30 protein-coding genes are annotated in these 22,242 nt (G+C 47.2%); 14 read left to right on the top strand and 16 right to left on the bottom strand.

Translation table 11 applies throughout. The annotated features are described in order from the left end of the window. Nucleotides 1-16: 16 nt before the first annotated feature. The 8 genes from MJX74_RS00790 to zapE all read right to left on the bottom strand — a co-directional run bounded on the left by MJX74_RS00790 (nucleotide 17) and on the right by zapE (nucleotide 6,140). Nucleotides 17-436, bottom strand: a complete 420-nt coding sequence (locus MJX74_RS00790; RefSeq protein WP_420851374.1) for a ClpXP protease specificity-enhancing factor — start codon at nucleotides 434-436, stop codon at nucleotides 17-19. Further along, on the bottom strand, nucleotides 436-1,074 hold the full coding sequence (sspA, locus tag MJX74_RS00795) for a stringent starvation protein SspA (protein WP_240220015.1): 639 nt from the start codon (nucleotides 1,072-1,074) through the stop codon (nucleotides 436-438). The genes MJX74_RS00790 and sspA overlap by 1 nt, the downstream gene beginning before the upstream one ends. 77 nt (nucleotides 1,075-1,151) lie before the next feature. Then, nucleotides 1,152-1,889 (bottom strand): cytochrome c1, encoded by a 738-nt coding sequence (locus tag MJX74_RS00800; protein ID WP_240220017.1) that lies wholly within the window; start codon nucleotides 1,887-1,889, stop codon nucleotides 1,152-1,154. After that, nucleotides 1,889-3,163: a cytochrome b gene (locus tag MJX74_RS00805; protein WP_240220019.1), complete on the bottom strand. Its 1,275-nt coding sequence runs from the start codon at nucleotides 3,161-3,163 to the stop codon at nucleotides 1,889-1,891. The genes MJX74_RS00800 and MJX74_RS00805 overlap by 1 nt, the downstream gene beginning before the upstream one ends. Further along, the gene (petA, locus tag MJX74_RS00810) at nucleotides 3,163-3,753 is read right to left on the bottom strand and encodes a ubiquinol-cytochrome c reductase iron-sulfur subunit (protein ID WP_068233891.1); all 591 of its coding nucleotides are present in this window, start codon (nucleotides 3,751-3,753) and stop codon (nucleotides 3,163-3,165) included. The genes MJX74_RS00805 and petA overlap by 1 nt, the downstream gene beginning before the upstream one ends. A 258-nt stretch (nucleotides 3,754-4,011) precedes the next feature. After that, the gene (gene rpsI / locus MJX74_RS00815) at nucleotides 4,012-4,404 is read right to left on the bottom strand and encodes a 30S ribosomal protein S9 (protein ID WP_068233894.1); all 393 of its coding nucleotides are present in this window, start codon (nucleotides 4,402-4,404) and stop codon (nucleotides 4,012-4,014) included. 12 nt (nucleotides 4,405-4,416) lie between these two features. Beyond that, nucleotides 4,417-4,845, bottom strand: a complete 429-nt coding sequence (gene rplM, locus MJX74_RS00820) for a 50S ribosomal protein L13 (RefSeq protein WP_068233896.1) — start codon at nucleotides 4,843-4,845, stop codon at nucleotides 4,417-4,419. 203 nt (nucleotides 4,846-5,048) lie between these two features. Further along, complete coding sequence (gene zapE / locus MJX74_RS00825) at nucleotides 5,049-6,140, bottom strand: cell division protein ZapE (RefSeq protein WP_240220020.1); 1,092 nt, start codon at nucleotides 6,138-6,140, stop codon at nucleotides 5,049-5,051. Nucleotides 6,141-6,265: 125 nt separating this feature from the next. Here zapE and MJX74_RS00830 point away from each other — a divergent pair, with 125 nt between their 5' ends. From MJX74_RS00830 to MJX74_RS00840, 3 genes are all read left to right on the top strand, one after another. Continuing rightward, on the top strand, nucleotides 6,266-6,706 hold the full coding sequence (locus tag MJX74_RS00830) for a Z-ring associated ZapG family protein (protein ID WP_068233902.1): 441 nt from the start codon (nucleotides 6,266-6,268) through the stop codon (nucleotides 6,704-6,706). A gap of 87 nt (nucleotides 6,707-6,793) precedes the next feature. Continuing rightward, complete coding sequence (locus tag MJX74_RS00835) at nucleotides 6,794-8,143, top strand: Do family serine endopeptidase (RefSeq protein WP_240220021.1); 1,350 nt, start codon at nucleotides 6,794-6,796, stop codon at nucleotides 8,141-8,143. 159 nt (nucleotides 8,144-8,302) lie between these two features. Continuing rightward, nucleotides 8,303-9,319, top strand: coding sequence for a trypsin-like peptidase domain-containing protein (locus MJX74_RS00840; RefSeq protein ID WP_240220022.1), 1,017 nt, complete (start codon nucleotides 8,303-8,305; stop codon nucleotides 9,317-9,319). Nucleotides 9,320-9,329: 10 nt separating this feature from the next. On the opposite strand, the gene murA is transcribed toward MJX74_RS00840, so the two are convergent. Genes murA through mlaF form a run of 7 tightly spaced genes read right to left on the bottom strand, consistent with a single transcriptional unit; the run spans nucleotide 9,330 to nucleotide 13,854 of the window. Next, entirely contained in the window at nucleotides 9,330-10,589 is a 1,260-nt protein-coding gene (gene murA, locus MJX74_RS00845; RefSeq protein WP_240220023.1) for a UDP-N-acetylglucosamine 1-carboxyvinyltransferase, read from the bottom strand. A 6-nt stretch (nucleotides 10,590-10,595) separates the two neighbouring features. Beyond that, a complete protein-coding gene (locus MJX74_RS00850; RefSeq protein WP_240220024.1) occupies nucleotides 10,596-10,853 on the bottom strand; it encodes a BolA family protein in 258 nt (85 codons plus the stop codon). Nucleotides 10,854-10,862: 9 nt separating this feature from the next. Next, nucleotides 10,863-11,156, bottom strand: a complete 294-nt coding sequence (locus tag MJX74_RS00855) for an STAS domain-containing protein (protein WP_240220026.1) — start codon at nucleotides 11,154-11,156, stop codon at nucleotides 10,863-10,865. Next, nucleotides 11,153-11,803: an MlaC/ttg2D family ABC transporter substrate-binding protein gene (locus tag MJX74_RS00860; RefSeq protein ID WP_240220028.1), complete on the bottom strand. Its 651-nt coding sequence runs from the start codon at nucleotides 11,801-11,803 to the stop codon at nucleotides 11,153-11,155. The genes MJX74_RS00855 and MJX74_RS00860 overlap by 4 nt, the downstream gene beginning before the upstream one ends. A gap of 2 nt (nucleotides 11,804-11,805) precedes the next feature. Next, on the bottom strand, nucleotides 11,806-12,270 hold the full coding sequence (mlaD, locus tag MJX74_RS00865; RefSeq protein ID WP_240220030.1) for an outer membrane lipid asymmetry maintenance protein MlaD: 465 nt from the start codon (nucleotides 12,268-12,270) through the stop codon (nucleotides 11,806-11,808). Between the two features lies 1 nt (nucleotide 12,271). Beyond that, entirely contained in the window at nucleotides 12,272-13,054 is a 783-nt protein-coding gene (gene mlaE, locus MJX74_RS00870; RefSeq protein ID WP_240220031.1) for a lipid asymmetry maintenance ABC transporter permease subunit MlaE, read from the bottom strand. Further along, nucleotides 13,051-13,854, bottom strand: a complete 804-nt coding sequence (mlaF, locus tag MJX74_RS00875; RefSeq protein WP_240220032.1) for a phospholipid ABC transporter ATP-binding protein MlaF — start codon at nucleotides 13,852-13,854, stop codon at nucleotides 13,051-13,053. The genes mlaE and mlaF overlap by 4 nt, the downstream gene beginning before the upstream one ends. Before the next feature lie 285 nt (nucleotides 13,855-14,139). Here mlaF and MJX74_RS00880 point away from each other — a divergent pair, with 285 nt between their 5' ends. Genes MJX74_RS00880 through MJX74_RS00930 form a run of 11 tightly spaced genes read left to right on the top strand, consistent with a single transcriptional unit; the run spans nucleotide 14,140 to nucleotide 21,860 of the window. Continuing rightward, nucleotides 14,140-15,117 carry a calcium/sodium antiporter gene (locus MJX74_RS00880; RefSeq protein WP_240220033.1) on the top strand — a complete coding sequence of 326 codons (978 nt, stop codon included), beginning with the start codon at nucleotides 14,140-14,142 and terminating at the stop codon, nucleotides 15,115-15,117. Nucleotides 15,118-15,127: 10 nt separating this feature from the next. Next, on the top strand, nucleotides 15,128-16,096 hold the full coding sequence (locus tag MJX74_RS00885) for a KpsF/GutQ family sugar-phosphate isomerase (protein ID WP_240220034.1): 969 nt from the start codon (nucleotides 15,128-15,130) through the stop codon (nucleotides 16,094-16,096). A gap of 1 nt (nucleotide 16,097) precedes the next feature. Further along, nucleotides 16,098-16,652 (top strand): 3-deoxy-manno-octulosonate-8-phosphatase KdsC, encoded by a 555-nt coding sequence (gene kdsC / locus MJX74_RS00890; RefSeq protein ID WP_240220035.1) that lies wholly within the window; start codon nucleotides 16,098-16,100, stop codon nucleotides 16,650-16,652. Continuing rightward, the gene (lptC, locus tag MJX74_RS00895) at nucleotides 16,649-17,203 is read left to right on the top strand and encodes an LPS export ABC transporter periplasmic protein LptC (RefSeq protein ID WP_240220036.1); all 555 of its coding nucleotides are present in this window, start codon (nucleotides 16,649-16,651) and stop codon (nucleotides 17,201-17,203) included. The genes kdsC and lptC overlap by 4 nt, the downstream gene beginning before the upstream one ends. Further along, nucleotides 17,193-17,684 (top strand): lipopolysaccharide transport periplasmic protein LptA, encoded by a 492-nt coding sequence (gene lptA / locus MJX74_RS00900; RefSeq protein WP_240220038.1) that lies wholly within the window; start codon nucleotides 17,193-17,195, stop codon nucleotides 17,682-17,684. Before lptC ends, lptA begins: the two co-directional genes overlap by 11 nt. Next, nucleotides 17,681-18,403, top strand: a complete 723-nt coding sequence (gene lptB / locus MJX74_RS00905; RefSeq protein ID WP_240220039.1) for an LPS export ABC transporter ATP-binding protein — start codon at nucleotides 17,681-17,683, stop codon at nucleotides 18,401-18,403. Before lptA ends, lptB begins: the two co-directional genes overlap by 4 nt. 48 nt (nucleotides 18,404-18,451) lie before the next feature. Next, entirely contained in the window at nucleotides 18,452-19,933 is a 1,482-nt protein-coding gene (locus MJX74_RS00910) for an RNA polymerase factor sigma-54 (RefSeq protein ID WP_240220040.1), read from the top strand. A 26-nt stretch (nucleotides 19,934-19,959) separates the two neighbouring features. Continuing rightward, on the top strand, nucleotides 19,960-20,247 hold the full coding sequence (gene hpf / locus MJX74_RS00915; protein ID WP_240220041.1) for a ribosome hibernation promoting factor: 288 nt from the start codon (nucleotides 19,960-19,962) through the stop codon (nucleotides 20,245-20,247). Between the two features lie 7 nt (nucleotides 20,248-20,254). Beyond that, nucleotides 20,255-20,728, top strand: a complete 474-nt coding sequence (gene ptsN / locus MJX74_RS00920) for a PTS IIA-like nitrogen regulatory protein PtsN (protein WP_215398232.1) — start codon at nucleotides 20,255-20,257, stop codon at nucleotides 20,726-20,728. Beyond that, entirely contained in the window at nucleotides 20,725-21,585 is an 861-nt protein-coding gene (gene rapZ, locus MJX74_RS00925) for an RNase adapter RapZ (RefSeq protein WP_068233953.1), read from the top strand. The genes ptsN and rapZ overlap by 4 nt, the downstream gene beginning before the upstream one ends. Nucleotides 21,586-21,587: 2 nt before the next feature. After that, nucleotides 21,588-21,860, top strand: coding sequence for an HPr family phosphocarrier protein (locus tag MJX74_RS00930; protein WP_240220042.1), 273 nt, complete (start codon nucleotides 21,588-21,590; stop codon nucleotides 21,858-21,860). Nucleotides 21,861-21,864: 4 nt separating this feature from the next. Here the strand turns inward: MJX74_RS00930 and MJX74_RS00935 are convergent, their stop codons facing one another. After that, nucleotides 21,865-22,233 carry a Na+/H+ antiporter subunit G gene (locus MJX74_RS00935; protein WP_240220043.1) on the bottom strand — a complete coding sequence of 123 codons (369 nt, stop codon included), beginning with the start codon at nucleotides 22,231-22,233 and terminating at the stop codon, nucleotides 21,865-21,867. Nucleotides 22,234-22,242: the final 9 nt, after the last annotated feature.

Here is a 22,242-nt window from a genome sequence, read left to right on the forward strand (position 1 = left end):
TGCCTGAGCAGCTTCATTATTTAATGACTTTCAGGTGTGAGCCTTTCTTTGGTTTCGGTGGCTCAGGATGAATATCGTCGTGGTCAAAGTTTTCACTGAAAATATCAGCTTCATCTTCTTCTTCTTCCAGTGTAAACACTGTACCAGCGCCATTTTCACGGGCATATATTGCTAATACTGCATTTACCGGAATATAAAGCGAAAATGGCTGACCACCAAAGCGGGCATTAAACGTAACCGCATCATTGCCCAGTTGCAGATTACCCACTGCTGAGGGCGTAACATTTAGCACAATCTGGCCATTTTGAATAAACTGAGTCGGTACTTTCACCCGCTCAAAAGTAGCATCAACAACCAGATAAGGCGTGCAATTGTTATCCACAATCCACTCGTAAAACGCCCGTAATAAATAAGGGCGGTTTGCCGTCATCTTCATTAGAACTTCATTCCTCTGCGGATCTCACGCTCAATATCTGTTAAAGATGCCTGGAATGCGTCACGTTCAAAAATGCGCGTCATGTAGTTTTTCAGCTCTTTACTACCCGGACCGTTCAGCTCAATACCCAGTAAAGGCAAACGCCATAGCAAGGCAGCCATGTAGCAATCGACCAGCCCAAATTCTTCACTCATAAAGAATGGCGCTTCGTTAAACAGCGGCGCTATAGATAACAAGCCTTCTTTCAGCTCCTGACGTGCCGTTGCAGCGTTGTCGTCACCGCCCAGAATAGCTGCAGCCTGGCGATACCAGTCTTTTTCAATGCGGTACATCATCAGCCGCGCCTGGCCACGTGCAACCGGATACACCGGCATCAATGGCGGATGCGGAAAACGCTCATCCAGGTATTCCATAATAATATTGGCTTGATACAGCGCCAGCTCACGATCAAGCAAAGTTGGCAGGCTACCATACGGGTTTACTTCGTACAGATCCTCCGGCAAATTATCTTGTGCGACCTGAAGAATATCGACAGTTACGCCTTTTTCAGCCAGTACTATACGTACCTGATGACTGAACATGTCATCAGCTGCTGAGAACAATGTCATCACAGGGCGTTTATTGGCAGTGATCGCCATGTCTTCCTCCGGTAAAATCTAAAAAACGGCAAAGGGGCGCGAAGGCCCCTGTAAACATATCTAGTTGATATAACTAGTTAATGTACATCTTTCCAATATTCTTTCTTCAGCAAATAAGCCAGCACAAAGAAAATCAGCAGGAACACCATAACCTTGGTACCAAGTTCACGAGCTTCCAGTTTTGTTGGCTCACCAACGTATTCCAGGTAGTTTACCAGATCTGCAACAGCGCGATCATATTCTTCTGCGTTAAGCTCACCGCTACCGTCTGTACTAAGGCCAACATAAACTTCTTTTGACTCACCATCTACCAGCCGGGTTTCATAAGCTTTGTATGGCATGCCCTGCAGCTCCTGTAACACGTGTGGCATACCAACTAATGGGAACACCTCATTGTTTACACCGAAGGGGCGTGACGGGTCGGCATAGAAGCTGCGTAAATAGGTATATAACCAATCAGGTCCACGCACACGGGCTACGTTAGTCAAATCCGGTGGCGTGGCACCAAACCACTTCTCACCATCTTTTGCTGACATATTGTTGGTAATATGATCACCAACTTTCTCCCCCGTGAACATCAGGTTCTCCACCCCGACATCTTCCGGGATGTCTAAATCACTAAAAGTACGTGAATAGCGCTGATACTGCATCTGGTGGCAACCCAGGCAGTAGTTCTGAAACAACCTGGCACCGTTTTGCAGTGACGCTTTATCTGTCAGATCAATAGGTGCTTTGTCCAGATGCACAGACGGGCCGGCAGCCATCGCCCATGACGACGCTACCAATGCAATTACTGAAAATAAGTTCTTCATCATCAGGTTAACCTTACTGGTAATGGCTTGGTTTTTTCATTCTTGCTGTAAAACCACAACAAAATAAAGAAGCCAAAGTATGTAAATGAGAATATCTGTGCCAATAAGGTATACAGACCCTCAGCTGGCAACACACCTAATACACCCAGAGCTACAAAGCTGATACAGAAGTTGATCAGATTCGCAGTATGTAAACCACTACGATAACGGATAGAACGTACCCGGCCTCTATCCAGCCAAGGCAATAATGCTAATGCCACAATAGCGGCAAACATAGCTACAGCGCCCATAAATGGATGAGGAATCGCCCGTAAAATGGCATAAAACGGTGTAAAATACCAAACAGGTGCAATATGTGCAGGCGTTTTCAAGGCGTTTGCCGGCTCAAAGTTAGGCGGCTCCAGGAAGTAACCACCACCTTCAGGGAAGAAGAAGATAACCCAGGCAAAAATCAGCAGGAAGCCAGCAACGCCAAGTAAATCTTTCACTGTGTAGTACGGATGGAAAGGGATCGCATCTACAATGATCTTCTTACCACCACGGGTAAAGTACTGGTGGAAAGTGAATTTTTTATCTGCTTCAGTCTGCTCAACCGTGCCGTCGTTATCTTTTTTTATTTCGATACCGTCAGGGTTATTCGAGCCTACCTCGTGCAACGCCATAATGTGCAGAAACACTAAAATCACTAACACTAGTGGCAGTGCAATCACATGTAGTGCAAAGAAGCGGTTTAACGTGGCGCCTGAGATAACGTAGTCACCACGTATCCATAGGGTTAAATCTTCACCAACAAAAGGTATAGTACCAAAGATACCGATAATTACCTGTGCTCCCCAGAACGACATCTGCCCCCAGGGCAACAAATAACCCATAAACGCTTCAGCCATTAACACCAGGAAAATCAGCATACCGAAAATCCACAGCAGCTCGCGTGGTTTCTGGTAAGAGCCATACATCATGCCGCGTAGCATGTGTAAGTAAACCACAACGAAAAACGCCGAAGCGCCGGTAGAATGCATATAGCGCAGCAGCCAGCCGTAATCTACGTCACGCATAATGTATTCAACAGAGGCAAAAGCGCCATCTGCTGATGGCACATAGTTCATCGTTAACCAGACACCTGTCAGGATCTGATTAACCAGCACCAACATGGCCAGCGAGCCAAAGAAGTACCAGAAGTTAAAGTTTTTTGGCGCCGGATACTGCATAACATGCAGATTCATCTTATCCATAAAGGGTAAGCGGTATTCAATCCAGCTCATCAGATTTTTAAACATCAGACAGTCCCCTCATCTTCACCAATCACAATGGTATTGTCGTCGATAAACATATACGGAGGGATCTGTAGGTTTTTCGGCGCGGGTACGCTTTGAAATACACGACCGGCCATATCAAACTTAGAACCGTGACAAGGGCAGAAAAAACCTGATTTAACGCCTTCTACCTGAGCGGCAAAATCATTAATGATATAAGTTGGTGAACAGCCCAGGTGCGTACAGATACCAACCGCAACAAAAATCTCCGGCTTTTTCGAGCGGTGACGGTTTTGTGCATAAGCAGGTTGTTGTTCAACTTCAGATTCGGGATCACGCAGTTTATCTTCGTGTGTAGCCAGCTCATCCAGCATAGCTTGAGGCCGTTTTACAATCCATACTGGCTTACCACGCCATTCAACCCGAATTAACTGACCCGGCTCAAGCTTACTGATGTCCGCACTGACCGCTGCCCCAGCCTGTTTTGCCTTTTCACTTGGCATCCAGGACGCGACAAAAGGCACAGCAGCTCCGACAGCACCCACGCCCCCTACAACTGAGGTTGCAATGGTAAGGAAGCGGCGGCGACCATGATCTACAGGCGCATTGCTCATCCACTCATCTCCACGTTAACGCTTAAACAGAATTTAAGCGGCTGAATTTCAGCAATTATTATAAATCGAAAAAATATCGCCGATCATAATGAAAAGCCCTGCTTTACACAAGGATTAAGGCGGGCTGAATCAGTATTATCTTAAAGCTTTGCGTTATACGGCAAGCTATAGCCGCCAGTTTACAGCAACAAAACAACACAAATTATAGGCGAAAAAAACCCGGCAACAGGTGCCGGGTTCTGGTACTTGATAAAACGATTAACGTTTTGAGTACTGTGGACGTTTACGTGCTTTACGCAGACCCACTTTCTTACGTTCAACCTGACGGGCGTCACGGGTAACGAAGCCTGCTTTACGCAGTGCAGGACGCAGTGACTCGTCGAACTCCATCAGTGCACGGGTAATACCGTGACGGATAGCGCCGGCCTGACCGCTGATACCACCACCTTTAACAGTGATGTACAGGTCGAATTTCTCAACCATACCAACTAGCTCTAATGGTTGTTTAACAATCATACAAGCAGTTTCGCGGCCAAAGTATTCAGTTAACGCGCGCTGATTAACAACGATGTTACCTGAACCGGCTTTGATGAATACACGGGCCGTTGAGCTTTTACGACGACCAGTTCCGTAATATTGATTCTGTGCCATGTTATGCTCCGATTAAATATCTAATACTTGCGGTTGCTGAGCGGCATGTTGATGCTCGGCGCCGGCGTAAACTTTCAACTTACGGAACATAGCGCGGCCCAGCGGGCCTTTTGGTAACATGCCTTTAATAGCAAGTTCCAGAACCATTTCTGGTTTCTTCGCGATCAATTTCTCGAAGCTGATTTCCTTGATACCACCAGGGAAGCCAGTGTGAGAATAATACATTTTGTTCTGTGCTTTGTTGCCGGTAACAGCCACTTTTTCCGCGTTTACCACGATGATGTAATCACCGGTATCCACATGTGGGGTGTACTCTGGCTTGTGCTTTCCACGTAAACGGGCAGCGATTTCTGTTGCGATACGGCCCAGTGTTTTACCTGACGCATCAACAACGAACCAGTCGCGGGTTACGCTTTCTGGCTTAGCAGTAAAAGTTTTCATTTATCTATCCAAAAATAACTTAGTTACACCTGACACCGTGCAGGGCTGATGCAGCGGATGTCGTTAGCGTACCCCTTCGAGTACAAAAACTACCGGGCTAACGGCAGTATTAGGCTGTAACGTAGGCCGGGCGCGGATTATATATTAACCAATTATAAAAATCAGCACTCTGTGCAGAAATTTCCACTGAAATGGCAAAAAAACTATGGCAGGTGCGCTTTGGCCAGATAATCACGTGATTGCATTTCCTGCAACCGGCTGATGCAGCGTTTAAATTCAAAATTTAAAATGCCTTCGGTATAAAGTTGCTCCAACGCAGCTTCTGCCGAAATAATCAGCTTAACGTGGCGCTCATAAAACTCATCTACCAGGGCAATAAAACGCCGAGCTACGTCATCATTTTGCCGCCCCATTGTTTTAACATCAGACAGCAACACCGTATGATAACAGCGGCTTAGCTCCATATAGTCATATTGGCTGCGCGCAGTTTCACATAATTCATTAAACGCAAACCAGACTATACCGTCAGCTTCATGCCGGGCGTTCAGTTTACGGTTGGCAACTTCTATTTGAGCATCTTGCTGGCGCGGCTCTGCTGATAGCGCATTAAAGTACTGCAACAGGTTTGTTTCTGCCGGCGTATCAAGCGGAAAATGGTAAATTTCAGCTTTTTCCAGCGTGCGCAGCCGGTAGTCTATACCGCTGTCTACATTGACGGTTTGTGTATGTTGCTTAATTAAAGCGATTGCCGGCAAAAACCGGGCACGCTGCAGACCGTTACGATACAGACCATCGGGCTCAATATTTGACGTTGCCACTAATGTAATACCGCGCGCAAACAGAGCTTGCATTAAAGTACCAAGGATCATGGCATCCGTAATATCTGAGACAAAAAACTCGTCAAAACACAGAATGTCGGTTTCCTGTTTAAACTTATCTGCCACTTTTTCCAATGGGTCACTGACACCTTTTTGCAACTTCAGCTCTTCATGCACCCGGTGCATAAAGCGGTGAAAATGTATCCGCAGTTTACGGGTGGTTGGCAGGCATTCGTAAAAGGTATCTACCAGATAGGTTTTACCACGCCCTACTCCGCCCCAGAAATACAGGCCTTTTAGTGGCTGCTGTACCGTTGTTTTGCCGGTAAGCCGCTGCCACAATGAAGGTGAGGCTGGCTTGTAGCTGACAATATCATCATAAAGTCGCTGCAACTGGGCAACAGCAAAAGCCTGCGCCGCATCATGCTGAAAGTCATCCCGCGTTAAATCCTGCTGGTATTTTTCTAATGGTGTCATCTGAGTACTACTTGAAAGCTGGCACGCCAAGCCCTAAATAAGAGCATTAATAGTAACATGCCTTACCACTCTGGATAAGAAGTTAGGTTACACTTATTGCTGAATTTACCCCCGCAGGAGTTGTTATGGAATATATGTACGCTGCAGCCTGGCTTATCGCCGGTTTAGTGATAGGTGCAGGCATCACACGCTGGTTAACGCTGAAACAGTTTAACAAGCATAAACTGCAGCTGGAACTGGAAGAAAGCCAAACTCAATTAAAGCAATACCGGCACGATGTTTCAGAGCATCTGGAAACCACCAACCAGCTCATGACCCAGCTGCAGGATAATTACGCCCGTATTGCCCGCCATATTGCCGACTCCAAAATGCAGCTGGTCGAACGCCCGACAGAGTCCGTACGCCAGGATATAAACTATCTGTCCGGTGACACCGCAGCCTATATTCGCCAGTCGCTGAATCAAATTGACGAGAAACGCCGGGTTTATTCTACCGCAGAGCAACAACCGCGCGATTACTCTGCTGAAGCCAGCGGAATAATTAAGCAACGTAAACCTGCGGAATAATTTGTTACACAAAGCAAAACCGTCAGCTGAACTTTTTTCATTACGACACGTTCTTAGTCGCACAATGTTAAAGGAGACTATTACGCTATGAATAAGAAATTGTCATTGCTTGGCGCAGCTGTCGCTGCCAGTCTGTTGTTGACAACACCACAACCAGCAGACGCCAGAATACCGCTGTTCTCATCAGAGCAGGAAATGCCTACTCTGGCGCCGATGCTGGAACAGGCAACACCGGCAGTGGTACATATCTCGGTTGAAGGCAGCCGCGAGGTACGTCAGCGTTTACCTGAAGCTTTTCGTTATTTCTTTGGCCAGCGTGGCCAGGGTGAGTACCGCGAAGAAAGACCTTTTAAAGGCTTGGGTTCTGGCGTGGTAATTGATGCCGATAAAGGTTATATCGTCACCAATAACCATGTTATTCAGGATGCTAACGACATCGAAGTGCGGCTAAAAGATGGCCGCACTTTTAAAGCGAAAAAACTTGGCGCCGATCCGGAAAGTGATATCGCCCTGCTTCAGATTGAAGCGAAAAAACTGGTAGAAATCCCCCTGGCTGACTCAGACAAAACCCGGGTCGGCGACTTTGCTGTTGCTATTGGTAACCCGTTTGGCCTGGAGCAAACCGTTACCTCCGGTATTATCAGCGCACTGGGCCGGGGCGGCCTGGGTATTGAAGGTCTGGAAGATTTTATCCAAACCGATGCTGCGATAAACAGCGGTAATTCAGGCGGTGCTTTGGTCAACCTGCGTGGCGAGCTCATTGGCATTAATACCGCTATTCTGGGGCCAAACGGCGGCAATATCGGCATTGGTTTTGCCATTCCGGCCAATATGATGAAGAACCTGGTTGATCAAATTATTGAACATGGTGAAATTCGTCGTGGCAGCTTAGGCATCCGTGGTGGCGATGTAAATGCTGAGCTGACAGAAGCGATGAACTTAAGTGTTAGCCGTGGTGCTTTTGTTAATGAAGTCCTGCCTGACAGCGCTGCGGAAAAAGCGGGTTTAAAATCCGGTGACGTTATTATCAGCATGAATGGCAACAAAATAAGCTCCTTTTTGGAACTGCGCGCTAAAGTGGGTACCCTGGGCGCTGGCCGTGAAGCTAAGCTTGGCATACTGCGTGATGGTAAAGAGCGTACGGTGACCGTTAAGTTGCAGGAACTGGCCAGTGGCCAGGTAGCCGCTAATCAGATGCATCCTATGCTGGATGGTGCCGAGTTATCCAATGCTGACGGCGGGGTAAAAATTGATACCGTGGCCAATAACTCAGCAGCAGCCCAGATTGGATTGCTGCCAGATGATGTAATCGTTGGTGTAAACCGTCAGCGTGTTGCCAACCTGGCTGAACTGCGTAAAGCGCTGGAAAACCGCAGTGGTGTAGCTGCACTTAATATTCAGCGCGGTAATACTAATCTTTATGTGTTAATCCGCTGATAGCAAAGGTTTAAGCAGTAGCCAATGGCTACTGCTTAAACAATATTAATGCTATGCTAGCCTAACTTAAACTTTGCAGATAATTCAGATCCCGTGGCCAAATTTTTGTTTTTTTTGCTTAAGAGCATCGCCTACGGGCTTGCGTTAGCATTTTTGCTGATGCTGGTATTTCCATCCCTAAATCAGCTGTCCATACCACTGTTTAAAGCCGCAGAAGTCAGCGAAGATGACGCCCCTGTCAGCTACGCTCAGGCAGTCCGGCGTGCTGCACCGGCGGTAGTTAATGTTTACACCCGCAGCACCCTGGTTGATCCCCGTTCTTTACGTCCCCGCACTATAGAGCGCCAAGAGCTGGGTTCAGGCGTGGTCATGAGTGCTCAGGGCTATATTCTTACCAACTACCATGTGGTGTATGGTGCCGATCATATTGAGATTGCATTACAGGATGGCCGCTGGCTGGAAGCCGTACTGATTGGCCAGGACGAACTCACTGATCTGGCGGTATTGTATGTACAGGCGGAAAATTTACCGGTTATCCCGCAAGATACCGAGCTTGAACCCCAGGTGGGTGATGTAGTGCTGGCAATAGGTAATCCGCTCAATCTGGGCCAAACGATTACCCAAGGCATTATCAGTGCCAATGGTAACACTGGCTTAAGCTCACGCGGTTATATTGATTTTATGCGGATGGATGCCGCCATCAACCGTGGCAACTCTGGTGGCGCTCTGGTAAACAGCAACGGTACTTTGGTGGGTATTAATGCTGCGGCCTTTCAACTGGAAAACCAGGATATTCAGGGGATCTTTTTTGCTATCCCTTATAAACTGGCGCAGAACGTTATGCAGAAACTGATAAAGCATGGCAAAGTCACCCGCAGCCACCTTGGTGTATCAGGTGATGCGGTAGTTAACGCGGCTGGCGACAGGCTGATATCATCAGGGCAGACGTTATACGGCCTTAGTATTACTGCGGTAAACGCTAACGGACCGGCAGCCGAAGCTGGCCTGCAAACCGGTGATATCATTCTGGAAATTGACGGCCAGCGCTTTAACAGCGTGCAACAAGCTCTGAATATTATTGCCGAAACCACGCCTAACAGCGAAATGGTACTAACCATTGATCGGAATAATCAACAGTTAAGCATTACAGCCACAACCCGCGAATTACGCCGTTAAAAAACGCGGCTTAAGCCGCGTTTACTCTTTCAATATTGGCGCCAAGCCGCTTTAGTTTATGCTCAATCTGCTCGTAGCCACGGTCAATGTGATAAATGCGATCTACCACTGTAGTCCCTTCAGCTACCAGACCGGCGATTACTAAACTGGCAGATGCACGTAAATCTGTTGCCATAACCTGAGCCGCCATCAGCTTATCTGTATGCTGGCATACCGCAGTATTGCCCTCAAGGCTGATCCGCGCGCCCATACGCTGTAACTCTGGTACATGCATAAAGCGGTTTTCGAAGATAGTTTCAGTTACCATACCTACGCCTTGTGCAACGACATTCAGCACAGTAAATTGCGCCTGCATATCTGTCGGAAAGCCAGGGTGCGGCACTGTTTTAACGTTGACAGCTTTTAAAGTACGCCCGGTCATATTAGCGCGGATCCAGTCGCTACCGGTTGTAATATCGGCGCCTGCTTCACGTAGCTTATCCAGCACAACTTCTAACTCTGCCGGATCTGTGCTACGACAGGTAACATCGCCACCACTCACTACTGCTGCAACTAAAAATGTACCGGTTTCAATCCGATCCGGCAGTACTTTATGCTCGCCACCTTGCAGTGCTTTAACACCTTCAATGACAATACAGTCTGTGCCTGCGCCACTGATTTTGGCGCCCATGGTATTAAGGTATATCGCTAAATCAACAACTTCAGGCTCGCGCGCAGCATTATCAATGGTGGTTATACCATCTGCCAGCACAGCGGCCATCAACAGATTCTCTGTGCCGGTTACACTCACCATATCCATAATGATATGAGCGCCTTTAAGGCGGCTTGCAGTTGCCTTGATATAACCATTTTCAACTATGATTTCTGCGCCCATTTTACGCAGACCATCAATGTGCAAGTTAACCGGCCGTGCGCCAATAGCGCAGCCACCAGGCAGAGATACTTCAGCCTGTCCAAACCGGCTTAACAAAGGGCCCAGTGCAAGAATGGACGCCCGCATGGTTTTTACCAGCTCATAGGGAGCAAACTGGTTATTTACTTTACCGGCATCGACTTGCACCACATTGTCCGCAAAACTGACATCAGCACCAAATAGCTGTAATAGCTTAACGGTAGTTTCGATGTCTTTTAGTTTAGGTACATTAGTGATAGTAGTGGGCTTTTCAGACAGTAAACTGGCAAAAAGGATCGGTAAAGCGGCGTTTTTCGCGCCAGATATGGTGACATCCCCTGTTAAAGCCTTGCCACCTGTTACAAGAAATTGCTGCATATATTACTACATCGGAGGGTTAAGAAGTTTTTCTCTACGCCACTGCTGCGGTGTAAAGGTCTTAATGCTGACAGCATGGATAGAACCATCAGCTATCGCAGCCATTAAAGGTGCATAAATCATTTGTTGCTGCTTAACACGGCTGACATCAGTAAAACAATCGCCCACTGCAATTACTGCATAATGAGAGCCTTCAGCAGTAACTCTGACTTCAGCTAGCTGCAACTTCTCAGTCAGCAGCTGCTCAATCTGTTTTATTTCCAAAGTTAAACCTTAATCTATAACAGGCAATAACGCCTTAACCGCACTAACATCGGCTAATGATAACAGCTGTTGCGGCACATTACATAATGCTACAGAAACCCCTTGGCTTTTCGCTACTGCCAATTGCTGCAGTAACCAGGCTAAGCCTGCTGTGTCAACATTGTTCAGTGCAGTAAAATCAAACCGTACTGAACCTTGCAGGCTATTTAACAGGGTAAAGGGTGAATACAGCATTAACGTATCACGATTTAACGCACCGGTAAAACGCAAACTGTCGCCGTCCTGCACGATGTTTAACGTCACTTTTCTTCCGCCTTGGTAATAGGTGCCTTGGCTTTTTCAATCAGCATAGTGGTTACGCTATTAAGGCCTTGCTGACGGATCAGGTTACTCAGCTCTGCTCTTTTGCTATCCAGTAGTGATATACCCTCAGCCACCATATCAAACACCAGCCAGTTGTCTGTATCTTTACCACGGCGCAATTTAAACTCAATGTTGATGTCTGGCTTGCCAGGGTCAATAACGCGGGTTCTGATGGAAATAATTTTTTGGTTCTCAGCAATACGGCCTGGCTCAATTACCACTTTCTGATCACGATACTGAGTAAACACACCAGCGTAAGTAGCAACCATATAGTTTTGGAATGCATCAACAAACGCCAGTAAATCTTCTCTTGGTGTATTACGCAGATCAGCACTGTTACCAATTACGCGAAGCGCGGCATACCGGCTATCAATATGAGGCACCAGTTCTTCATTTACAATTAAACGCAGTACTTCAGGGTCGGCCTGAATTTTGCTCTGATCCTGAGCAATGCGGCTAAACGTTTTGTCTGCCAGCACTTCCATCATCTTATATGGATCAGTGAAGGTGTCTGTCGATGCGTTGGCAGAAGACGTGTAGCCGCTCAAAGCGACCAGAAAAGCTAGTAAGAATGCATAAATTTTCATCATCAGTTCCCGCGGTTAAATAAGAATTGTCCAATCAGCTCTTCCAGAACTAACGCTGACTTCGTGTCTTCGATGTAGTCACCTTCGACCAGAATTTCAACGGTTTCATCCAGAAAACCTGGTTGCAGGCCTAAATATTGCTCTCCCAATAAACCAGACGTCAAAATCGCCAGAGTGCTTGTTTCGGGAAAATTACTGTAATCGCTGTTAATTTCCAGCGTAACCACCGGAGTGTAGTAAGTGGTATCCAGTTGTATTGCAGCAACGCGCCCTACCACTACGCCACCCACTTTTACCGGCGAGCGCACTTTCAAACCCCCGATATTCTCAAACTTCGCATGCAGTTGGTAGGTTTGACTACTGCCTCCCATGCCGGTACTGGCGACTTTCAATGACAACATCAGAAATGCTGCTATTGCTAATACGATGAAGCAACCTACTAAAATTTCTATTTTCCGTGTGGTCATGTTATCCACCAAACATTAATGCAGTTAAAATAAAGTCAAAACCCAACACTGCCAGCGATGCGGTAACAACAGTTTGTGTTGTTGCCCGGCTGATACCCTCAGAGGTGGGCACAGCGTCATAGCCTTTGTGCAGAGCGATCCAGATCACAATAAGAGCGAATACAACACTTTTGATAATGCCATTTACCACATCATCATAAAAATCGACGTTTGCCTGCATAGCAGACCAGTAACCACCACTATCAACACCTAACCAGTCAACACCAACCAGATGCCCACCCAAAATACCAACCGCAGTAAATATCATCGCCAGTAGCGGCAAACTAATTACACCCGCCCAGAACCGGGGTGCGATAATGCGCCGCAGCGGGTCTACCGCCATCATTTCCATGCTGGACAGTTGCTCGGTAGCTTTCATCAAGCCAATTTCCGCTGTTAACGCGCTACCTGCCCGCCCGGCAAACAGCAAAGCGGCAACCACAGGGCCCAGCTCACGTAACAAACTTAGAGCTACCAAGGGCCCAAGCATTTGCTCAGCACCAAACTTCACCAGCACTGTGTAGCCCTGCAACGACAGCACCATGCCGATAAACAAACCAGATACCAGAATAATAAGTAAAGACAGCACGCCAATAACATAAAGCTGCTTTATCAATAGTGGTAAACCTTTGCGAACATTGGGAATACCTATAATAGCGCCAAACAACATGATGCCAGCCCGACCAAAGCCAGTGATGTTGTTAATGGTTGCTGCGCCCAGTTGCTGTAACTTGTCTGCAATCACCTGGTTAACTCCATTAATTCCTGCTCATACGGTGCGGCTTTGAAATGAAACGGTACAGCGCCATCAGCTTCACCTTTAAGAAACTGCTGCACCAATGCAGAAGGGTCATTACGCAGCTGCTCAGGCGTACCGTGCCCAATCACTGTTTGCTCGGCAACGACATACACATAATCAGCAATACTCATCACCTCTGTTACGTCATGAGATACCACAACAGATGTCAGGCCCAGTGCATTATTTAACGAGCGGATAAGCCGCACAATAACACCCATAGAAATAGGGTCCTGACCGGCAAAAGGTTCATCGTACATTATTAACTCCGGATCCAGCGCTATTGCCCGGGCCAGTGCAGCACGTCTTGCCATACCTCCGGACAACTCAGCCGGCATTAAGTCACGGGCACCACGTAAGCCAACGGCTTCGAGTTTCATCAGTACAATCAAGCGGATTAGAGCTTCGGGTAGGCGCGTATGTTCACGGATCGGGAAAGCCACATTGTCAAATACAGACATCTCGGTAAACAGAGCGCCGCTTTGAAACAACATACTCATCTTCTTGCGTGCCTGATACAGCTCCCGGCGCGACAAATCGGGAATATTTTGGCCTTCAAACAAAATTTTGCCGCTATCAGGCTTTAACTGGCCGCCAATTAAGCGCAACAAAGTGGTTTTACCTATGCCGCTTGGCCCCATAATGGCGGTAACCTTGCCGCGGGCAAACTGCATATTCAAATCACGGTAAATTATCCGCTCACCCCGGCTAAAGGTCAGGTGCTGGATGTCAATCAGAGTATCAGCCAAACTATTGTCTCCGCTTATCACAGCTATACTGCTTGCTGCGCTACCCACAACCTGATGATGCCAGACAATATACATACATTAGTGTATGTTTTCAATCAGACTGCTGCTAAAGTTGTATTATTGTAAACGTGTTCAGGTGTAAAGTCGTCACATTAAATCGTAACAAAGTATGCGAAAAATCGATCTTGCCATCAGAGGGCAGCTTTTTTTGCAATTCGCGCCGATAAGCAGGAAAATAACAGGTAATACCTTACACAGAACTTACAGAGAACAGGGAACTTCATATTGTCACCTTTGCTACTCGCTATTATTTTTGTCATTATTGGTCTCGTCCTGTTGTTATGGAGTGCAGATCGTTTTATTTTTGGCGCATCCTCTTTAGCCCGCTCAGCAGGCATTTCGCCGATGATAATAGGCCTGACGATAGTGGCCATGGGCTCCTCCGCTCCGGAAATGCTGGTTTCGGCTAATGCTGCATGGCAAGGTCGCCTCGACACCTCTGTCGGTAATGCACTGGGTTCAAATATCACTAATATTTTACTGGTTATCGGCGCCGCAGCACTGTTAAAACCTATTGCAGTCTCTTCACTTACGTTAAAACGTGAATATCCGCTCGTGCTGCTGTGTACCCTGCTGGGTTATTACTTTATTTCCGATAACTACTTAAGCCGTACCGAAGGTATTATGCTGTTGGTCGCCTTTACCGGCTTTTTGTGTTTAATGGTGTACTGGGGTAAAAACGCCAGCAGCGATGACCCTTTAATCAGCGAGATAAATAGCGAAATACCCGAATACGCGCCGCTGCCCAAAGCGCTATTATGGGTGTTTATCGGGCTAGTCGTGTTAATGGCCAGCTCACAGCTGCTGGTGCATGGCGCAGTGACTATCGCCCGTTACGCCGGGATGAGCGATTTGGTAATAGGCTTGACTATTATTGCTATAGGCACCAGCTTGCCTGAATTGGCCGCCAGTATTATTGGCATTCTTAAAGGCGAGGATGACCTGGCGCTGGGCAATATTATTGGCTCGAATATCTTTAATATTCTGGCCGTCATGGGCCTCGGTGCCGTGATCCATCCATCAATACTGGACCCGATGGCCGGCAGCCGCGACAGCTACGTTATGATAGGCGCTACCCTGCTTATGCTGGTAATGTCATTTCGTTTTGGCCGCATCCGCCGGATCAATCGCATTGAAGGCTTGTTGCTGCTGACAGGTTTTGTTGGCTATCAGTATTTGCTGTTTACCACTATATTGGCGTGATGGAAGCAATATGAGCACCGATTTTCGTATCAGGGCCGCCGAAGTTCTCAGAATCGAAGCCGCCGCTGTTGAGCAACTACAACAATATCTGAACGCGGATTTTAATCTGGCATGCCAGCTTATTTTTGACAGCAAAGGTAAAACCATCGTATCCGGTATGGGTAAGTCAGGCCATATTGGCAGCAAAATTGCTGCAACACTGGCATCAACCGGCACGCCGGCGTTTTTTGTCCACCCGGGAGAGGCCAGCCATGGCGATTTGGGGATGCTGTCGGTTGAGGATGTCGTGATCGCCATTTCTAATTCCGGTGAAACAGCAGAAATACTGACCATTATTCCGGTAATAAAGCGCCTGGGTATTAAGTTGATAGCCATGACGGGGAACCCTGCGTCAACACTGGCGAAACTGGCTGATGCTCACTTATGTGTTAAGGTAGAACAGGAAGCTTGTCCGCTGGGCCTGGCACCTACAGCAAGCACCACCGCCACCCTCGCTATGGGGGATGCATTGGCAGTTGCCCTGCTTGATGCCAGGGGCTTTTCGGCTGATGATTTTGCGCTATCGCATCCTGGCGGCAGTTTGGGTCGTAAACTACTGCTGCGACTGGAAGACATTATGCATCGCTCAGAACAGGTGCCGGTGGTGCCACAAACCGCATCGATTAAAGATGCCTTGCTGGAAATTTCCAAAAAAGGCTTAGGCATGACCGCAGTAGTAGATGAACAAGGCCGGATGGCTGGCATTTTTACTGATGGTGACCTGCGCCGTATTTTGGATCAACGCTATGACATTCACACTAATTTGATTGCAGAAGTTATGACACGCAAATGTATCACTGCCAATGCCCAGATGCTGGCAGCAGAAGCGCTGCAAATTATGCAACAGAAGAAGATTAATGGCCTGATTGTGGTTGATGATACACAAGTGCCAATTGGCGCAATGAATATGCACGATTTGCTACGTGCCGGAGTATTGTAAAATGTCGTTGTTTAATACGCTGTATCAGCCGGTATCTGACAGTATTATGCATAAAGCCAGAGGCATAAAACTGCTGATCTGTGATGTTGACGGCGTGTTTTCTGATGGCCGTATCTATTTGGGTAATCAGGGCGAAGAATTAAAAGCCTTCCACACACGCGACGGCTACGGCGTTAAAGCGTTGCGTCAGGCCAAAGTGGAAGTAGCAGTAATTACCGGCCGCAATTCAGCCATAGTGCAACAACGTATGACCGCCCTGACCGTGCCCTTTATCTACCAGGGCCAGGAAAATAAACTGGCCGCATTTACTGATCTGCAGCAGCAACTGCAACTAACTCCCGAACAGATTGCCTATATAGGTGACGACCTGCCCGATTGGGCGGTAATGCAACATTGTGGTTTATCAGTGGCCGTTAAAGATGCGCACCCATACCTGCGCCAGCATGCAAATTACATTACGGCCATGGCCGGTGGTTTTGGTGCCGTGCGTGAAATCTGCGATTTAATACTGATAAGCCAGCAGCACTTTGGCCTTTTTGACGGTAGCAGTTCATGAGAAAGTTGCTTGTTTTACTGGTGCTTATATTAACAGGCACCGCTGCCTATTTGTGGTTTGAGCCTGAAGATAGTCCGGATGCACTGCAAACAGATCAGGAGTTATTACCTGATTATGTTGCAGACAATATTACCCGAACCTTGTATAACGAAGCAGGTTACCGCTCCGATTCTGTCACGGCAGTACGGCTGGAGCACTTTGAATTACTGGGATTTACCCAATTTGAGCAGCCGGTTTATACGCTATTTAATGAAGAGTTTCAGCCCAGTTGGAAAGCCAGCAGTAAATACGCTATCTGGTTCCCACAGGATAAAATCATTCTTGAGCAACAGGTCGTTATTGAAAGTTTACTGCAAAATGAGCTGGTTGAGCGCATAGAAACAGATACACTGGAGATGTTATTTCCTGATAACAGGTTGCAAAATAACCAACCAGTCTACATTCAGGGTAAAGGGTTTTACATTGAAGGCATTGGTTTGCAGGCAGATTTAACCGAAAAAACACTGCAATTAGTCCAACATCAGAAAACGGTATATCGTAATGAAGATTAACATAATTCCGGCTGTAGCCCTGCTGCTGTGCAGCTTATCTGTGCAGGCAAACCAACCTGACTATACCCAGCAAATTCAGATAGATGCTGATAATTTATCTTCAGTCAAAGAAAACGTACTCACCTATCGTAATAATGTTGTAGTTACCCAGGGCTCGCTGCAGTTAAAGGCTAATCAACTGGAAATTAATGCTACTGCCGGTAAAGGCAATGAAGTTTATATCGCTACTGGCAACCCTGTTACCTATTCTCAACTGCTGGCCGACGGCCAGCAAGTTACTGCCCAGGCGAAAGAAATGCGCTATGAGCCATCAAACCGCACCCTGACATTCAGCGGCGAAGCAGAGTTGGCGCAAAGTGGCAGCGTGGTAAAGGCATCAACCATTCGCTATAACGTAGAAAAGCAGGAACTGAGCGCAGAGAGTGACGAATCAAAACGCGTGACAACCATTTTCACGCCAGAGGAAAAAAACAACCCATGAAGCTAGTCGCGTCGCATCTGGCCAAAAGTTACAAAGGCCGGCAGGTGGTTAAAGATGTCAGCCTTGAAGTTAATGCGGGGCAGATTGTTGGGTTACTAGGGCCCAATGGCGCAGGCAAAACCACGACTTTTTATATGATTGTTGGTCTTGTACCGTCAGATAAGGGCCATATCACTCTGGGTGACAAAGACATCACCTTCGACCCTATTCATACCCGCGCACGCCAGGGCATAGGCTATCTGCCACAGGAAAGCTCTATTTTTCGTAAGCTAACAGTGCACGACAACCTGTTAGCTATTTTGCAAACCCGAAAAGACCTCAGCCGCAGTAAACGTGAAGAAATAGCAGATGACTTACTGGAAGAGTTTCATATCGGCCATATAAAACATAGCCTGGGTATGAGCTTATCCGGCGGTGAGCGGCGCAGGGTAGAAATCGCCAGGGCGCTGGCAGCTAATCCGGCGTTTATTTTGCTGGATGAACCTTTTGCCGGTGTTGACCCCATCTCAGTACTTGATATTAAAAAAATTATCCAGCATTTAGGTCAGCGTGGTATCGGTGTATTAATTACCGACCACAATGTGCGTGAAACGCTTGATGTGTGTGAAGTGGCTTACATTGTCAGCCATGGTGAGCTGATAGCCTCCGGACCACCACAACAGGTTCTGGCAGATCAGAAGGTACGCGATGTATACCTCGGTGAGCAATTCAGGCTATAGTTAGCAAAAATAATAACAGCGTATCATTCAGGAGAACGGTAGAAGTACATGAAACCCTCTTTGCAACTTCGCTTAGGACAGCAGCTAACCATGACGCCACAGTTGCAGCAGGCTATACGCCTGTTACAGCTGTCGACAATTGAGTTGCAACAGGAAATTCAGGAAGCTCTGGACGCCAACCCATTACTTGAAGCTGAAGACGACTTTGACAGCTTCCCGGAGGCGGCCACCCAGGCTGAACGGAATGATTATGCAGATACTGCTGAAACCAAGTCAACTGACGACAATTATGAGCCCGCTGAACCCGATACCAGTGAGGCAATGACTGAACAAAACATTCAGGAAGATTTGCCACTGGATAATAACTGGGATGACTTAGTCAGCGCCGCGCCGGTCAGTGCGGGCAATGGTGCTGACGAAGACTACGTTTATCAGGGCGAAACCTCTGAAACCCTGCAAGACTACCTGCGCTGGCAAATGCAGCTGACCCCGTTTTCAGATACCGACCGCGTTATTGCCGAAATCATTATTGAAGCCATCGATCCCAATGGCCTGCTGACCATCAGCTGCGACGATATTCTTGAATCGCTCGGCATGGACGATATTGAAGCTGACGAAGTTGAAGCGGTAATAAAACGTATTCAGCTGTTTGATCCCGTGGGTGTGGCCGCCCGTTCAGTACAGGAATGTCTGCTGGTGCAGTTACGCCAATTCGACCCTGCTACACCTTATCTGGCCGATGCACAAAAGCTGATCCGTGATCATACTGAATTTTTAGCCAATCGCGACTTTCGTTCTTTGATGCGTGTGACTAAACTCAAAGAGGATGAGTTAAAAGAAGTCATGCAGTTAATTCACAGCCTGAACCCAAGGCCAGGTGCAGACGTTATCCGGGAAGAGCAGCAATATGTCATACCCGATGTCAGTGTACAAAAAGTAAAAGGCCGCTGGCAGGTGGAATTAAACCCCGATGCTATGCCAAAAGTACGTATTAATCAGCAATATGCAGCAATGTCCAGAACAGCTAAAAACAGCGCAGATACACAGTTTATCCGCTCTCATCTGCAAGAAGCTAAGTGGTTTTTAAAAAGTCTGGAAAGCCGTAATGAAACGTTACTGAAAGTGGCCAACTGCATAGTACAGCAGCAACAAGCCTTTTTTGAACATGGTGAAGAAGCCATGAAACCTATGGTACTGAATGACGTAGCAGAGATGGTAGGCATGCACGAATCCACCATTTCACGTGTTACTACACAGAAGTATATGCATACACCGCGAGGTATATTTGAACTTAAGTTCTTCTTCTCAAGTCATGTTAGTACAGAGAGTGGTGGAGAGTGCTCATCTACTGCTATCCGCGCCTTTATAAAAAAATTAGTGGCGGCGGAGAATCCGGCCAAACCGCTTAGTGACAGTAAAATGGCTGATATTCTGCTTGAGCAAGGCATAAACGTAGCGCGGCGCACTATTGCCAAGTATCGTGAATCTTTGTTTATTCCGCCGTCAAATCAACGCAAGACCTTGATGTAAGTCAGCCTAAAAGAAGGAATATGTCTATGCAAATCAATCTAACTGGTCGCCATGTTGAAATCACAACTGCATTAAAAGAATACGTTGACAACAAATTTGCTAAACTGGAACGCCATTTTGATCATATAAATAATGTACATGTGATCCTAAACGTGGAAAAATTAAAGCAGATCGCAGAAGCTAAACTGCATTTAAATGGTGGTGAAGTATTTGCGGTTTCCGAAGACGAGAATATGTATGCGGCCATTGACCAGTTAATAGACAAGCTGGATCGTCAGGTAATTAAACACAAAGAGAAAATAGCCCGGCACTAAGTAAACTATGATGAATTTAACCTCTATGCTGGCCGAGAACTGCACTAAAAGTGCAGTTCTTTTTAATAGCAAAAAACGTATTCTGGAATACATTGCCGAACTGGCGCATCAGCAATTACCCGAGATGACCGAGTACGGCATTCTTGAAGCGCTGATGACGCGCGAGAAACTCGGCTCAACCGGTATTGGTGGTGGTATCGCTATCCCGCATGGCAAATTAAAATGTGTCACTTCGCCTTTGCTGGTATTTGTGGTCAGTAAAGAAGCTATTCCGTTTGATGCTATTGATAACCAGCCAGTAGATATTTTCTGCGCCATTCTGATCCCCGAAGCCCAGTGCCAGGCGCATCTGAGCACCCTGGCTGGTATCGCAAAATTGCTCAGCCAAAAAGAGCTGACCAAAAAAATCCGTCATGCACAAACCAACCAGCAGTTATATCAGTTGCTCGTGCAGTACAGTGAGGCAGAAACGTTAAAATGAAGCTACTAGTAGTCAGCGGTCGTTCCGGTTCGGGTAAGTCTGTAGCCCTGCGAGTAATGGAAGATCTTGGCTACTATTGTGTTGATAATATTCCGGTCAATTTACTGCCTACGCTGGCCACTACAGTAATAGGCCAGTACGAACGTGTCGCTGTTAGCATTGATGTACGTAACCTACCCAAAGACCCAGACGAATTAACCGAGATTTTGTCTTATCTGCCCAGAAAACTGGAACTAACCATTCTGTATCTGGATGCAGATCACGCCAGCCTGATTAAACGCTTCAGCGAAACACGCCGTCTGCACCCATTGTCACATCAGGCCATGTCGCTTGATGAAGCTATTTCTGAAGAGCAGCAACTGCTGGACCCTATCTCCAGCCGCGCCGACTTATACATTGATACCACTGAACTGAACGTGCATCAGTTAGCAGAGCAGCTGCGTGAACGTATCTTAGGCCAGAAAACCGGCCGTCTGGTGATCCTGTTCGAATCATTCGGCTTTAAGTACGGTATACCCAAAGATGCCGATTTTGTTTTTGATGCACGCTTTTTACCCAACCCACACTGGGAGCCAGATCTGAAACCATTAACGGGGCTGGACCAGCCGGTAAAAGACTATCTGGCGGCACAATCTGTGGTAGTAAAATACATCTGGCAAATTAACAGCTTTATCAGTACCTGGCTGCCGCATCTTGAACGTAACAACCGCAGCTATTTAACCATTGCTATCGGCTGTACCGGCGGACAACATCGCTCAGTTTACATTGCAGAAAGCCTGACAGAGAGCTACCGCAGCCTACGGGATGATGTTCAGGTAAGGCACCGCGAGTTGTTCAGACACGCAGCTAAGGGCTAACTATGAGCAAATGCAGTGAATCCGTTACTATCGTCAACCAGCTGGGTTTGCATGCACGGGCAGCCAGCAAACTGGCGCAACTGTGCCAGCAGTTCAGCGCACGTATAGAGCTGGTACAGGAAGACAAAAGCGCTGATGCCAGTAGTGTTCTGGCATTACTGATGCTGGCAAGCAGTAAAGGTAAAACGCTGCAGGTATGTACCGAAGGTGCCGATGCGCAGCAAGCGCTGGACGCGGTGGTAAATTTGATCAAAAACGGTTTCGACGAAAACTAAGCTGCTAAGGCAGTGGTTTTCTGTCATGTTGTTTCTGTTGTGCCGGGTGTATGCTGTCTTTTCCTGTCGTTTTATCTATTGCCTTTAACTTATAATGCAACGCTGTTTTTATCAGCATATGTGCGCTGATGGGCGCGGTGATCAGTAAAAATATGGTGATCAGCAGTTCATGTACGCTGGTTTCACCAAGGGTATAAAAAAAGAACATCGAGCCAAGCAGTATACCGCCCATGCCAAGCGTGGTCGCCTTGGTAGGCCCATGTAAACGCATAAAAAAATCGGGCATCCGCGTCAGGCCAATAGAGCCTATCAGCACGAAACTGCCACCCAGTAACAGGAAAAATGCTACTACCCATTCAATCCAGTATTCCATCATGCTCTC

The sequence above is a fragment of the Rheinheimera hassiensis genome (assembly GCF_022436675.1).
Lineage (GTDB): Bacteria > Pseudomonadota > Gammaproteobacteria > Enterobacterales > Alteromonadaceae > Alishewanella > Alishewanella hassiensis.

Excerpts from the sequence above, each read along its gene's own strand:
- MJX74_RS00830 (WP_068233902.1), top strand. The coding sequence starts at position 6,266 with ATGGAATATATGTACGCTGCAGCCTGGCTTATCGCCGGTTTAGTGATA.
- murA (WP_240220023.1), bottom strand. The coding sequence starts at position 10,589 with ATGCAGCAATTTCTTGTAACAGGTGGCAAGGCTTTAACAGGGGATGTC.
- lptA (WP_240220038.1), top strand. The coding sequence starts at position 17,193 with ATGAAGATTAACATAATTCCGGCTGTAGCCCTGCTGCTGTGCAGCTTA.
- MJX74_RS00790 (WP_420851374.1), bottom strand. The coding sequence starts at position 436 with ATGAAGATGACGGCAAACCGCCCTTATTTATTACGGGCGTTTTACGAG.
- hpf (WP_240220041.1), top strand. The coding sequence starts at position 19,960 with ATGCAAATCAATCTAACTGGTCGCCATGTTGAAATCACAACTGCATTA.
- rpsI (WP_068233894.1), bottom strand. The coding sequence starts at position 4,404 with ATGGCACAGAATCAATATTACGGAACTGGTCGTCGTAAAAGCTCAACG.
- MJX74_RS00885 (WP_240220034.1), top strand. The coding sequence starts at position 15,128 with ATGAGCACCGATTTTCGTATCAGGGCCGCCGAAGTTCTCAGAATCGAA.
- zapE (WP_240220020.1), bottom strand. The coding sequence starts at position 6,140 with ATGACACCATTAGAAAAATACCAGCAGGATTTAACGCGGGATGACTTT.
- MJX74_RS00910 (WP_240220040.1), top strand. The coding sequence starts at position 18,452 with ATGAAACCCTCTTTGCAACTTCGCTTAGGACAGCAGCTAACCATGACG.
- MJX74_RS00805 (WP_240220019.1), bottom strand. The coding sequence starts at position 3,163 with ATGTTTAAAAATCTGATGAGCTGGATTGAATACCGCTTACCCTTTATG.
- MJX74_RS00935 (WP_240220043.1), bottom strand. The coding sequence starts at position 22,233 with ATGGAATACTGGATTGAATGGGTAGTAGCATTTTTCCTGTTACTGGGT.
- lptC (WP_240220036.1), top strand. The coding sequence starts at position 16,649 with ATGAGAAAGTTGCTTGTTTTACTGGTGCTTATATTAACAGGCACCGCT.
- petA (WP_068233891.1), bottom strand. The coding sequence starts at position 3,753 with ATGAGCAATGCGCCTGTAGATCATGGTCGCCGCCGCTTCCTTACCATT.
- MJX74_RS00800 (WP_240220017.1), bottom strand. The coding sequence starts at position 1,889 with ATGATGAAGAACTTATTTTCAGTAATTGCATTGGTAGCGTCGTCATGG.
- MJX74_RS00840 (WP_240220022.1), top strand. The coding sequence starts at position 8,303 with ATGCTGGTATTTCCATCCCTAAATCAGCTGTCCATACCACTGTTTAAA.
- MJX74_RS00930 (WP_240220042.1), top strand. The coding sequence starts at position 21,588 with ATGAGCAAATGCAGTGAATCCGTTACTATCGTCAACCAGCTGGGTTTG.
- rplM (WP_068233896.1), bottom strand. The coding sequence starts at position 4,845 with ATGAAAACTTTTACTGCTAAGCCAGAAAGCGTAACCCGCGACTGGTTC.
- sspA (WP_240220015.1), bottom strand. The coding sequence starts at position 1,074 with ATGGCGATCACTGCCAATAAACGCCCTGTGATGACATTGTTCTCAGCA.
- rapZ (WP_068233953.1), top strand. The coding sequence starts at position 20,725 with ATGAAGCTACTAGTAGTCAGCGGTCGTTCCGGTTCGGGTAAGTCTGTA.
- MJX74_RS00835 (WP_240220021.1), top strand. The coding sequence starts at position 6,794 with ATGAATAAGAAATTGTCATTGCTTGGCGCAGCTGTCGCTGCCAGTCTG.
- MJX74_RS00860 (WP_240220028.1), bottom strand. The coding sequence starts at position 11,803 with ATGAAAATTTATGCATTCTTACTAGCTTTTCTGGTCGCTTTGAGCGGC.
- lptB (WP_240220039.1), top strand. The coding sequence starts at position 17,681 with ATGAAGCTAGTCGCGTCGCATCTGGCCAAAAGTTACAAAGGCCGGCAG.
- kdsC (WP_240220035.1), top strand. The coding sequence starts at position 16,098 with ATGTCGTTGTTTAATACGCTGTATCAGCCGGTATCTGACAGTATTATG.
- ptsN (WP_215398232.1), top strand. The coding sequence starts at position 20,255 with ATGATGAATTTAACCTCTATGCTGGCCGAGAACTGCACTAAAAGTGCA.
- mlaD (WP_240220030.1), bottom strand. The coding sequence starts at position 12,270 with ATGACCACACGGAAAATAGAAATTTTAGTAGGTTGCTTCATCGTATTA.